Here is a 12039-nt window from a genome sequence, read left to right on the forward strand (position 1 = left end):
GACGAGGTTGGTCGGCCCGTACTGGCCCCCGGCGACGATCGCGACCGCCCCTGCTGCTGCAACGAAAAGGATCAACGCACCTGCCTTCACTGTTCGACGGACACCATCGGTGGACAGACTAGCGATGCTAGCCGTATCTGGCCTGAACGACGCCCCCCTGTTTACGCTCCAGGAGCAATCGCTGCCCATGTTCTCCGGTTCCATCCCCGCGCTCGTGACGCCCCTCGACCAGCATGGCGATTTCGTCGAGAGCGCCTATCGCGAACTGGTCGAATGGCAGATCGCCGAAGGCTCCGCCGCGCTCGTTCCTTGCGGCACCACGGGGGAGGCGGCGACGCTGACGAAGGACGAACAGTTCGCGATCGTCCGCGTCTGCGTCGATCAGGCGCGCGGGCGCGTGCCGGTGATCGCGGGCGCCGGATCGAACGACACGCGCGTCGCGGCGGGCAACCTGATCGCCGCCAAGGAGGCCGGGGCCGATGCCGCGCTGATGGTCCCGCCCTATTACAACCGCCCGTCGCAGGAGGGAATCTTCCAGCATTTCGCGACGCTCGCGCCGACGTCGCCGCTGCCGATCGTCCTGTACAACGTGCCCGGCCGCACGGTGACGGACATCCAGCCCTCCACGCTGGCGCGGATCGTGAACGCCTTTCCGAAGGTGTTCGTCGCGGTCAAGGACGCCTCCGGCGTGCTCCAACGCGTGTCGGAGCATCGCGCGCTGGTCGGCACGGACTTCTGCCAGCTGTCGGGCAATGACGACATGGCGCTGGGTTACAACGCCACCGGCGGGGTCGGCTGCATCTCGGTCAGCGCCAATGTCGCGCCGCGGCTGTGCGCCGATTTCCAGGCGGCCTGCGCGGCGGGTGATTATGTGCTGGCGCGCGACCTCAATGACCGGCTCTTCGCGCTACACGTCGCGCTGTTCACCGATGCCTCGCCCGGCCCGGTGAAGTATGCGATGACGAAAGTACGCCCCGGCTTCCCCGACGGGCTGCGCCTGCCCATGACCTGGCCGTCGGAGCCGAGCCGGGCGGCGGTCGATGCCGGGCTGGCCGCGGCGGGGCTGTAGCCAGGGCGTTCCGGCGAACGCCGGAACCCCGCGGTCGCGCAGGACGACCGCTGTCGGGTGGCGTGACCCGTGGCTCCCGCCTTCGCAGGAGCACGGATATGCTATCTTCCTTTCCCTCCTCGCCGCGAACCCCTACATCACCCGCGTATGCCGCGTCCCAAACCCGCCACGTTCGACAAGAAGAAGGTCGTCGCCGAAAACCGCCGCGCGCGGTTCGACTATGCGATCGACACCACCTATGAGGCCGGGATCGTCCTGACCGGTACCGAGGTGAAGAGCCTGCGCTTCGGCGAGGGATCGATCGCGGAAAGCTATGCCGAGGTGTCGGGGGACGAGGTGTGGCTGGTCAACTCGAACATCCCCGAATTCAGCCACGGCAACCGGTTCAACCACGAACCCAAGCGGCCCCGTAAACTGCTGCTTCATGAGCGTGAGATAAACAAGCTGCACGGCGCGGTGGCGCGGGAAGGCATGACGCTGGTCCCGCTCACCGTCTATTTCAACGGGCAGGGGCGCGCGAAGGTGGAACTGGCACTCGCCAAGGGGCGCAAGGCGCACGACAAGCGCGAACATATCAAGGAACGCGACTGGAAGCGCGAGGCCGGGCGCGTCCTGCGCGAGCACGGTTGAGGTGGCGTCGCGTCCGATGACGGGGTGGGACAGGATCGCGGCGTGGAGCCGGCGCAACCTGCCGACCCGCGAATCGATGGAGCGCATCCGCCTGTTGCGCCCGGTCGCGCATCGCGTGCTGGCGCCCGAACTGTGGCGCTTCACCCGCCGCTCGGTCCCGCGCGGCGTTGCGCTGGGAATGATCGCGGGCATCCTGTTCCCGTTCGCGCAGATCGCGATCGCGGCGCTGATCGCCTTCCCGTTCCGCGCCAACGTGCCCGTCGCGGCACTGGTGACGTTCGTCACCAATCCGCTGACCACGCCGTTCATCCTGTTCGCCGCCTATCGCATCGGCGCGTGGCTGCTGCACTCGCACGCCACTGCGGTGGCGCAGCCGGTGGCGGAGGCCGCGACCGGCTGGCTGCAATGGGCGTGGGATGCCGGCCCGGCGCTGATCGTCGGGTTGCTGGTGATCGCCGGCGCCTCCGCGGCGCTCGGCTATGGCGCGGCGATGCTCGGGTGGCGCGCGTGGATCGGGCGCAAATGGCGGCATCGCCACCAGCATCGCGAGGATCATCGCTAACCGCCCACTCGCCACGCTGGCGCATGGCAAACTCCCGCTCTAAGACACGGGCATCCTTGGGGGGAGGATCATCAACAAAGGATGCCTTCGTACATGCGTCGCCGCTTCATCACCCTGTCCGCGCTCGCCGCGCTCGTCCCCGCTGCGCTGATCGCCCAGTCTGCCACGCGAACCGCCGATGCGCCGCAATATGGCACGTTCGGTTTCGACACCGCCGGCATGGACCGTTCGGTCAAGCCAGGCGACGATTTCTACGCCTTCGCCAACGGCACCTGGGCGAAGAACACCGTCATCCCCGCGGACGAGGCAAATTACGGCGCCTTCTCCGTCCTCCAGGATCTGTCGCGCGAACGCACCCGCGGGCTCCTCGACGCGGCGCGTCGCGATCCCCGGTCGAAGATCGGCACCGCTTATGCCGCCTTTCTCGATACCGCCGCGATCGAGCGCGCGGGCCTTGTCCCGATCCGCCCGTGGCTGGCGACGATCAAGTCGGCGGACAAGCCCGGCTATGCCGCGCTGCTGGCGCAGGCCGATCGCAATGGCGTCGACACGCCCTTCGGCCTGTACGTCGGGCAGGACAGCAAGAATCCCGACGCCTATGTCGTGAACCTGCGCCAGTCCGGTCTGGGGATGCCCGACCGCGACTATTATCTGTCGGACGATGCCAAGCTGGTGGAGACGCGCACCGCCTATCGCGCGCATCTGGCGCGGCTGCTGACGCTGTCCGGGGAGGCGGCCGGTGAACGCGATGCCGACGCGCGCGCCGCCGCGATCGTCGCGTTCGAAACGCAGATCGCGCGGGCCCACTGGACCCGCATCGACAGCCGCGACGCGGACAAGACCTATAACCGCATGACGCTCGCCGATCTCGCGCGCGCCGCGCCGGGGTTCGATTTCGCCGCCTATCTGAAGGCCGGCGGCCTTTCCCCCGACGCGCTGATCGTGGGGCAGCCGACCGCGATCGCGGGGGAAGCGGCACTGATCGCGAAGACGCCGATCGCGGTGCTGCGCGACCAGCTGATCGTGCGCAGCCTCGACGGCTTCGCCGACGTCCTTCCGGCCGCGATCGACCGCGAAAGCTTCGCGTTCAACGAAACGGTGCTCAACGGCACCCCCGAACAGTCCGAACGGTGGAAGCGCGCGGTCGGCTTCACCTCCTCGGCACTGACCGACGACGTCAGCAAGGTCTATGTCGCGCGCTACTTCCCGCCCGCGACCAAGGCGGCGGCGGACGACATGGTCCGCAACATCATCGCCGCGATGAACCGTCGCATCGACACGCTCGACTGGATGGCGCCGGAAACCAAGGCGAAGGCGCATGCCAAGCTCGCCGCCTTCGTCCCGCGCATCGGCTATCCCGATCGCTGGCGCGACTATGCCGCGCTGTCGATCCGCGCGGGCGATGCGTTCGGCAACATGCTGCGCGCCAACCAGTGGCAGCACGACTATAACGTCGGGAAGCTGGGCAAGCCGATCTACCGCTGGGAATGGGGCATGGCGCCGATGACGGTGAATGCGCAGGCCAATTTCGGCCTGGTCGCGATCACCTTCCCCGCCGCGATCCTCCAGCCGCCGTTCTTCGATCCGAAGGCCGATCCGGCGGTCAACTACGGCGGCATCGGCGCGGTGATCGGGCATGAGATGAGCCACCATTTCGACGATCAGGGGGCGAAGTTCGACGCGCGCGGCCGGTTGACGCAATGGTGGACCGACGCCGACGTCGCGCGGTTCAAGGCGCTCAGCCAGAAACTGGTCGCGCAGTACGACGCCTATCAGCCGCTGCCCGGCCTGCATGTGAAGGGGCAGCTGACGCTTGGCGAGAATTCGGCCGACCTCGCCGGGCTGGCTGCCGCGCACGACGCCTATCTCGCCTCGCTGAAGGGGGCCAAGCCCCCGGTGATCGACGGCTTTACCGCCGACCAGCGTTTCTACCTCGGCTGGGCGCAGGTGTGGCGGCGCAACTATCGCGAGGCGAACCTGCGCCAGCGGCTGCTGACCGATCCGCACGCGCCGTCCGAACAGCGCACCTGGATCGTGCGCAACATGGATGCCTGGTACGACGCCTATCGCCCGGCGCCGACCGACCGCCTGTACCTGGCCCCCGACGCGCGCGTGCGGATCTGGTAAGGCGATGCCGCTGGGGGTGATCGACGGACGCGGAGCGCAGCGGCGCCGCTGGCGCATCGGGCTGGCGCTGGCGGCGCTGGCCGGCCTCGCGGCGGCGGGGCTGGTGTTGTGGCTGGTCCATGACGCGACGATCGCGGCAGGATTCTTCGGCGCGGCGATCGTGCTGGCGGGCGTCGCGCTGGCGATCGCGATGCTGCGGCGTGTCGATACCCCTGCGACTGCGGTCGAACATGACTGGGAACTGATCCGCGCGCTGGTCGAATCGAGCGACGACGGCATCGCCGTCACCGATCGGTCCGGGCGGCTGGTGTGCGCGAACGACTGCTACGAAAACCTGTTCGCCGGCTTTCCCACGCCGCCCTCGCTGCCGCTGGCGGGCGACGGCGCGGGGCAGCTGGCGGTCGCGGGCCGCGCGGCGTGGCGCGACGGTCGCGCATCGGCGGCGCTGCGCGGCGCGGTCGGCGCGATCGACGCGACGATCACCCGCGCGGGGCAGGAACAGGATATCCTGGTCTGGCGCTTCGCGCATGGCCCGGCGCCGTCGGGCCAGCCGGCGCGCTTCGCCGAGTCGATCGACGGCACGCTGGGCGCGCAGCTTGGCGCCTCCGGGGTGATGGCCGCGCTGGTCACCGCGCACGGCCATGTCCTTGCCGCCAACGCGGTGCTGCGCACCCGCGCCACCGGCACCCCCGACGGCGTGCTGACCGGCGAGGATCTCGCGCGCTTCCTGGCAGAGGACCAGGGCGGCACCGTCCGCTTCATCTCCGAAGGGGAGGGCGCCAACCCGCTGCGGCTGCTGCAGATCCCGCTGTCCGACGATGAGGAAGCGCCGATCCTGATCGCGATGGTCGACGTCGACACCGGCGTCGCCGGCAGCGCGGAGGATGTCGAGGCGCTGCTGATGCTGATGCCGTTCGGCATCGCGCTGGTCGATCGCGACGGCCGCTTCGTGCAGATGAACCAGGCGTTCGCGCGCGCCGCCGGAGTCGAGCCGGGCCAGCTGCCGGTCTATCCCGGCGATCTGGTGGTGCGCGAGGACAAGAGCGCGGTCGCCGATGCGGTGCGCCGCTTCGCCAGCGGGGCGGCGCGCTCCACCGACCTCGCCGTGCGGCTCAAGGATCACCCGGACGAACCGGTGGCGCTGTCGATCGCCGCCGCGCGCGGTCTGGGCGAGGCGGCGGTGCTGCTCAGCCTCAAGGACAATAACGAGGAAAACCGCCTCAAGCGCGAAGTGGCGCAGGCCACCAAGATGCAGGCGGTCGGTCAGCTGGCCGGCGGCGTCGCGCATGATTTCAACAACATCCTGACCGCGATCATCGGCCATTGCGACCTGATGCTGATGCGCCATTCCCCCGGCGACAGCGATTACGACGACATCCAGCAGATCCGCGCCAATTCCAACCGCGCCGCCAGCCTGACGCGCCAGCTGCTCGCCTTCTCGCGCCAGCAGACGTTGCGTCCGCAGGTGCTGCAACTGCCCGACGTCGTGTCGGAAGTGTCGAACCTGTTGCGCCGGCTGATGGGCGAAACCGTGGTGCTGGAGGTCAAGCACGGACGGGATCTGGGGCCGGTGCGCGCCGATCCGGGGCAGCTGGAACAGGTGGTCGTCAACCTTGCCGTCAACGCGCGCGACGCGATGCTGGCGAAGGGCAATGGCGGCAAGCTGACGATCCAGACCCGCTCCGTCCCGATCGCGGAGGTGCGCCGCCGCGGCAGCGATATCGTGCCGATCGGCGATTACACCGCGCTGGAAATCTCCGACACCGGCACCGGCATCCCGCCGGAGGTGCTGCCCAAGATCTTCGAGCCGTTCTTCACGACGAAGGAAGTCGGCAAGGGCACCGGCCTGGGCCTGTCGACCGTCTACGGCATCGTCAAGCAGTCGGGCGGCTACATCTTCGCCGATTCCAAGCCGGGGCAGGGCGCCACCTTCACCATCTACCTGCCGGTCCATGCGGCAAGCGGGCAGGAGCCGGCGACGCTGCTGACGGTGCCGACCCCCTCCGCGCGGCAACGGTCGAGCGATCTGTGGGGGACCGGCACGATCCTGCTGGTGGAGGATGAGGACATGGTCCGTGCCGTCGCCGAACGCGCGCTCGCGCGGCAGGGCTATACCGTGCTGGCGGCGGAGAATGGCGAGGCGGCGCTGGAGCTGCTCGCCGGGGTCGATCGCCCGACGCTGGTGATCTCGGACGTGATGATGCCGGTGATGGACGGCCCGACGCTCGCGCAGGCGCTGCGCCAGCTGCATCCCGGCATCCCGATCCTGTTCATGTCGGGCTATGCCGAGGAACAGCTGCGCCGCTCGATCGACCTCGACAACGTGTCGTTCCTGCCCAAGCCCTTTTCGGTCCAGCAGCTGGCGGAGGCGACCCGCGACGTCCTGCTGGCGCAACAGGGGACGCCCGCGGCATCGTGAAGCCATTGCGCGCGCGCCGCATCACGCTATGGCGGGATATATGACGATGCGCGTTTTGCTGGTCGAGGACGAACCCCTCATCGCGATGATGCTGGAGGATTTCCTGGAAGCCCTGGACAAGGGGCATGCCGGAACCGCCGATTGCGTCGCCGCCGCGCTGCCGATGGTGGCTGCCGGCGGTATCGACGCCGCGATCCTCGACGTGAACCTGCGCAGCGGGGAAAAGAGCTTCCCGATCGCCGACGCGCTCGCCGCACGCGGCATCCCGTTCGTCTTCGCGACCGGCGGCGGCGGGGAGGAAATCGCCCCCGAACACCGCGACCGCCCGCGCCTGTCGAAACCGTTCACGATGGACGGCGTCGACCAGGCGCTCGCCCAGCTTGGCTGAGGCGTGATCGCAGCCGTGTACCCGGTTCGTCATGCCGGACCTGTTGCGGCATTGGTCGCACCGGTCATCATCCCAGCGAAGGCTGGGATCTCCCGGCGATAGCACGTCGCGACAACCGCTGAAGGCCCCGGCCTTCGCTGGGGCGACGTCTCGGGTCGGCTGGATGATGCGCCAACCCTCACGCTGATCCGGGACATAGGAGCGGGACGGGGCGCGGCGGAAGAGGTCACCCCCTCCCGCGCGCGCCCACGAACCGCCTACTGACCCCCGGTCGCCGTCCCCGCGTCCAGCCCCTTCACGAACTGCGCGCCATGCTTCACCTGCGCGGTGGACGCGGCCAGCGCGCCGCCGACCGGCTCGGCCCGTCCGCCCAGGCACGGCGCCAGGAAGTTTTCCGCCACCGCGTTGAACGCGATATTGTTCACCGGCCGGGCAAAGCCATGGCCCTCGTCGGGGAACACCACATAGGTGACCGGGATGTTCTTGGCCGCCATCGCCGCGACGATCTGGTCGCTTTCGGCGACGTTGACGCGCGGGTCGTTGGCGCCCTGGCCGATCAGCAGCGGCTTCTTGATGCGGTCCACGAACGTCAGCGGGCTGCGCTCCTTCAGCAGCGCGCGCCCCGCCTCGGTGGTCGGATCGCCCATCCGCTTGTAGAATTGCTGCTTGCCCGCTTCCCAATACGGCGGGATCGTCTTGAGCAGGGTGAACAGGTTCGACGGCCCGACGATATCGACGCCGCACGCGAACGCATCGGGGGTGAACGTCAGCCCGGCGAGCGTGGCATAGCCGCCGTAGGAGCCGCCCATGATCGCCACCTTGTCCTTGGTGGTGACGCCCTGCTTCACCGCCCAGTCGACCGCGTCGATCAGGTCGTCGTGCATCTTGCGGCCCCATTGCAGGTCGCCGGCGGACACGAAATTCTTCCCGAACCCGGTCGATCCGCGATAATTGACCGACAGCACCGCATAGCCGCGGTTCGCCAGCCACTGGTGATAGCCGTTATAGCCGTATCCGTCGCGCGCCCACGGCCCGCCATGGACGAACAGCACCATCGGCACCGGCCCGGTCGCGCCCTTCGGCTTCGTCAGGTACGACACCAATGTCAGCCCGTCGCGCGCCTTGATCTCCACCGGCTCCATCGCGACCAGCGGTGCGCCGACCAGTTCCGGGCGGGTCACGTACAGCTGCGTCAGTGCCCTGGCTTTGCGATCGTAGACATAGGTGGCGACCAGCGCGTCGACCGGGTCGAACGTCACCAGCCACTTGTCGTCGGCATCGGTGCGGCTGCCGATCGAAAACTCGCCTTTGTTCTGCGCCTTCAGGAACGCCAGGTCCGCCTTCACCGCATCGCCCACCGGGACATATTCGTTGGTCAGGTAATCGACCGAATAGGCCTCGAGCTGACCGGTCACGGGGTTGAACAGCCCGCCGTCGACATCCGCCTTGGCGCTCTGCCCGACGATCGCGGTCCTCCCGCTTGCCACGTCCTGCGCGATCAGCGCGGCAGTGTCGCGCCCGCGCGAATCGGTCCAGTACAGGGTCTTTCCGTCGGTGGTGAAACCCAGCGGGGCGGTGGTCAGCGAATCCTCCAGCCCGACCTGCGCGACCGGCGTCGTCTCCACCGTCGTGCCGGTGACGCGGAAATAGTCGCTGCCGCCATCGGGTCGCGCCTTGCTGGCCAGCCGCAGCTTCAGCTGATCGTCGGCGACGAACCCGGCATAGCCGTCGTTCTGCATCACCTTGGTCAGCTGCCCGGTGTTGAGGTTCAGGTCATAGACGTCGTGCCAGCGCGGGTCGCGGTTGTTGACCCCGATCAGGATGCGGTCCTTGATCGTCTGGCTGGCGCCGATCACCATCACGCGGGTCTTTTCGAACGGGGTCAGCGTCTTCTGCGCGCCCGTGGCCATATCGACGCCGTACAGCAGGAAATTCTCGTCTCCGCCCTTGTCGTTGACGTACAGGATCGAGCGCGAGTCCGGCGCCCAGAAGCTCTGCCGGATCGGGCGCCCCTTCTCGGCGGTCAGCGGGCGGGCCTGGTCGGGCTTGTCGGATGGCGCGACCCAGATGTTGAGCACCCCGTCACGCGGCGCGATGAAGGTGATCCACTTGCCGTCGGGGGACAGCTTGCCCCCGGTCCGCGTCGGGTTGCCGAACAGCTTGGCGCGCTCGATCAGCGGCACCGCGCCCGGTGTGTCCGCCATCGCCGCCATCACCGGCTGGATCGCGAGCAGCGCCCCACCGGCGGCCAGAATCGCTTTCAACATGCTTGAATCCTCCCTGCTGTATTAGCCGAGCATGGCACGCGGCGCCGTCACGCGGCAACGCTAATATCCTTGCGTTTGACCCGCCTTCCGCGACATAGGCGTGCGCGTTATGACCCACACGTTCGACAAATCCCGCCTGCCCAGCCGCCACGTCTCGGTCGGGCCGGAGCGCGCGCCGCACCGCAGCTATTATTACGCCATGGGCCTGTCGGAGGAGGAGATCGCGCGCCCGTTCGTCGCGCTTGCCTCCGCGGGCAACGACAGCGCGCCGTGCAACACCACGCTCGATGCGCAGGCCGATGCCGCCCGCCGCGGGGTGGAGCAGGGCGGGGGGATGCCGCGCCGCTTCAACACCATCACCGTGACGGACGGGATCGCGATGGGCCACCAGGGGATGAAATCCTCGCTGGTCAGCCGCGAGGTGATCGCCGATTCGGTCGAACTGTCGGTGCGCGGCCATTGCTATGACGCGCTGGTCGGGTTCGCGGGGTGCGACAAGTCGCTGCCGGGGATGATGATGGCGATGCTGCGCCTCAACGTGCCCTCGATCTTCGTCTACGGCGGATCGATCCTGCCCGGCCGGTTCGAGGATCGCGACGTCACCGTCGTGGATGTGTTCGAGGTGGTCGGCCGCTACGCCGCGGGCACCTGCCCGATCAGCGAGGTGCATGCGCTCGAAAAGGTCGCCTGCCCCGGTCACGGCGCGTGCGGCGGGCAATATACCGCCAATACCATGGCCTGCGTCGGTGAGGCGATCGGCCTGTCGCTGCCCAACAGCAACATGGTCCCCGCGCCCTACACCACGCGCGAACAGATCGCGGTCGCGGCGGGCGCGCAGGTGATGGAACTGCTGGCGAAGAACATCCGCCCGCGCGACATCTGCACCCGCGATGCGTTCGAGAATGCGGCGCGCATCGTCGCGGCCACCGGCGGATCGACCAACGGCGCGCTCCACCTGCCCGCGATGGCGCATGAGGCGGGGATCGCGTTCGACCTGTTCGATGTCGCGGAAATCTTCAAGTCGACGCCGTACATCGCCGATCTGAAGCCGGGCGGGAAATATGTCGCCAAGGACATGTACGAGGCCGGCGGCGTCTACATGCTGATGAAGACATTGCTGTCCGAAGGGCTGCTGCACGGCGACTGCATGACCGTCACCGGCAGGACGCTGGGCGAGAATATCGATCAGGTGACGTGGAACCCCGATCAGAAGGTGATCTACGACGCGAAGGTGCCGATCACCCCGACCGGAGGCGTCGTCGGCCTGCGCGGCACGCTCGCCCCCGATGGCGCGATCGTGAAGATCGCGGGGATGCACCGGCTCCAGTTCGAGGGCCCGGCGCGCTGCTTCGATTGCGAGGAGGATGCCTTCGCCGCCGTGGAGGCGCGCGCGATCCGCGAGGGCGAGGTCGTGGTGATCCGCTACGAAGGGCCGAAGGGCGGGCCGGGGATGCGCGAGATGCTGTCCACCACCGCCGCGCTCTACGGGCTGGGGCTGGGGGAAAAGGTCGCGCTCATCACCGATGGGCGCTTCTCGGGTGCGACGCGCGGCTTCTGCATCGGCCATGTCGGGCCGGAGGCGGCGGACGGCGGCCCGATCGCGCTGGTCGAGGACGGCGACACGATCCGCATCGATGCGGAAGCGGGGACGATCGACCTGATGGTCGACGACGCCGCGCTTGCCGATCGCCGCGCGCGCTGGACCGGGCGACAGAATGACTATGGCGCCGGCGCATTGTGGCGCTATGCGCAAAATGTCGGCCCTGCCTATAAGGGGGCGGTCACCCACCCCGGCGCGGCAGCGGAGCGGCATGTTTACGCGGATATCTGATCGGTCCATCCTCCCCGTCGTGCTGACGGCGCTGGCGCTGCTGGTGTCGTGCAAGGAACGCACCACCGACACGTCGGTGCTGGCGAAGGTGGAGGCCGATCAGACCAGCGCCGCCGCCGACGAAGGACGCATCAACTGCGCGCTCGCCGGGGCGGACACGTTCCAGCGCGCGTGCCGCGTCGATCGCGGCACCGACACCGCCGGGCGGCTGGTGCTGACGGTCCATCACCCGGACGGCGGCTTCCGCCGTTTGCTGGTGACGCGCGACGGCCGCGGCGTCACCGCGGCGGATGGCGCGCAGCCGGCGAAGGTCGGGATCGTCGACGCGGGTGAGATAGAGGTCGCGGTCGGCAGCGATATCTATCGCCTTCCCGCCACGGTGAAGCCCACCGGGACGCCTTCCCCCGCGGCGGCGCCGTCGCCCACGCCATCGGAAACGGCCCGACCGCAATGATCCCCCTTTCCGGTCTGCCGGTGCTGACCGCGGCGCAGATGCGTGCCGCGGAAGACAGCGCGATCGCCGCGGGCACCGGTGTCGGTACGCTGATGCAGCGCGCCGGCCAGGGCGTCGCCGACGCCGTGCTGCGGCTCGCCGGCCCGCATGAGATCCTGATCCTGTGCGGCCCTGGCAACAACGGGGGGGACGGCTATGTCGCCGCCGCGCGCCTGCTCGCCGCCGGGCGCAAGGTCCGCGTCGCCGTTGCCGGCGATCCGCGCGGGGATGCCGCACGGGGGGCGCGCGCCGG

10 protein-coding genes are annotated in these 12039 nt (G+C 68.8%); 9 read left to right on the forward strand and 1 reads right to left on the reverse strand.

The window, feature by feature from the left end; genetic code table 11:
• The first annotated feature begins 187 nt into the window (after positions 1-187).
• From dapA to AX685_RS13820, 6 genes are all read left to right on the forward strand, one after another.
• On the forward strand, positions 188-1069 hold the full coding sequence (gene dapA / locus AX685_RS13795) for a 4-hydroxy-tetrahydrodipicolinate synthase (protein WP_066489651.1): 882 nt from the start codon (positions 188-190) through the stop codon (positions 1067-1069).
• 147 nt (positions 1070-1216) lie between these two features.
• Positions 1217-1699: an SsrA-binding protein SmpB gene (smpB, locus tag AX685_RS13800; protein WP_066489654.1), complete on the forward strand. Its 483-nt coding sequence runs from the start codon at positions 1217-1219 to the stop codon at positions 1697-1699.
• A gap of 16 nt (positions 1700-1715) precedes the next feature.
• On the forward strand, positions 1716-2261 hold the full coding sequence (locus AX685_RS13805) for a DUF2062 domain-containing protein (protein ID WP_066489656.1): 546 nt from the start codon (positions 1716-1718) through the stop codon (positions 2259-2261).
• A gap of 93 nt (positions 2262-2354) precedes the next feature.
• Complete coding sequence (locus AX685_RS13810; RefSeq protein WP_066489659.1) at positions 2355-4388, forward strand: M13 family metallopeptidase; 2034 nt, start codon at positions 2355-2357, stop codon at positions 4386-4388.
• 4 nt (positions 4389-4392) lie between these two features.
• Positions 4393-6807: a hybrid sensor histidine kinase/response regulator gene (locus tag AX685_RS13815; RefSeq protein WP_066489661.1), complete on the forward strand. Its 2415-nt coding sequence runs from the start codon at positions 4393-4395 to the stop codon at positions 6805-6807.
• 40 nt (positions 6808-6847) lie between these two features.
• Complete coding sequence (locus tag AX685_RS13820) at positions 6848-7195, forward strand: response regulator (protein WP_066489670.1); 348 nt, start codon at positions 6848-6850, stop codon at positions 7193-7195.
• Between the two features lie 257 nt (positions 7196-7452).
• Here AX685_RS13820 and AX685_RS13825 read toward each other — a convergent pair whose 3' ends face one another.
• The gene (locus AX685_RS13825; RefSeq protein WP_082740974.1) at positions 7453-9462 is read right to left on the reverse strand and encodes a S9 family peptidase; all 2010 of its coding nucleotides are present in this window, start codon (positions 9460-9462) and stop codon (positions 7453-7455) included.
• Positions 9463-9571: 109 nt separating this feature from the next.
• Here AX685_RS13825 and ilvD point away from each other — a divergent pair, with 109 nt between their 5' ends.
• From ilvD to AX685_RS13840, 3 genes are all read left to right on the forward strand, one after another.
• The gene (gene ilvD / locus AX685_RS13830) at positions 9572-11293 is read left to right on the forward strand and encodes a dihydroxy-acid dehydratase (protein WP_066489663.1); all 1722 of its coding nucleotides are present in this window, start codon (positions 9572-9574) and stop codon (positions 11291-11293) included.
• Between the two features lie 19 nt (positions 11294-11312).
• Positions 11313-11747 (forward strand): hypothetical protein, encoded by a 435-nt coding sequence (locus AX685_RS13835; RefSeq protein ID WP_176484884.1) that lies wholly within the window; start codon positions 11313-11315, stop codon positions 11745-11747.
• Positions 11744-12039, forward strand: a 296-nt coding sequence (locus AX685_RS13840; RefSeq protein WP_331710173.1) for an NAD(P)H-hydrate epimerase, incomplete at its 3' end; no start/stop codon positions are given. The genes AX685_RS13835 and AX685_RS13840, both read left to right, overlap by 4 nt.

Source organism: Sphingomonas sp. CCH9-F2, from assembly GCF_001556735.1.
GTDB classification, from domain to species: domain Bacteria; phylum Pseudomonadota; class Alphaproteobacteria; order Sphingomonadales; family Sphingomonadaceae; genus Sphingomonas; species Sphingomonas ginsenosidimutans.

What these genes read in the sequence shown, in the direction of transcription:
- AX685_RS13805 (WP_066489656.1), top strand. Translation starts at nt 1,716, where the DNA reads ATGACGGGGTGGGACAGGATCGCGGCGTGGAGCCGGCGCAACCTGCCG.
- smpB (WP_066489654.1), top strand. Translation starts at nt 1,217, where the DNA reads ATGCCGCGTCCCAAACCCGCCACGTTCGACAAGAAGAAGGTCGTCGCC.
- AX685_RS13815 (WP_066489661.1), top strand. Translation starts at nt 4,393, where the DNA reads ATGCCGCTGGGGGTGATCGACGGACGCGGAGCGCAGCGGCGCCGCTGG.
- AX685_RS13825 (WP_082740974.1), bottom strand. Translation starts at nt 9,462, where the DNA reads ATGTTGAAAGCGATTCTGGCCGCCGGTGGGGCGCTGCTCGCGATCCAG.
- AX685_RS13820 (WP_066489670.1), top strand. Translation starts at nt 6,848, where the DNA reads ATGACGATGCGCGTTTTGCTGGTCGAGGACGAACCCCTCATCGCGATG.
- ilvD (WP_066489663.1), top strand. Translation starts at nt 9,572, where the DNA reads ATGACCCACACGTTCGACAAATCCCGCCTGCCCAGCCGCCACGTCTCG.
- dapA (WP_066489651.1), top strand. Translation starts at nt 188, where the DNA reads ATGTTCTCCGGTTCCATCCCCGCGCTCGTGACGCCCCTCGACCAGCAT.
- AX685_RS13810 (WP_066489659.1), top strand. Translation starts at nt 2,355, where the DNA reads ATGCGTCGCCGCTTCATCACCCTGTCCGCGCTCGCCGCGCTCGTCCCC.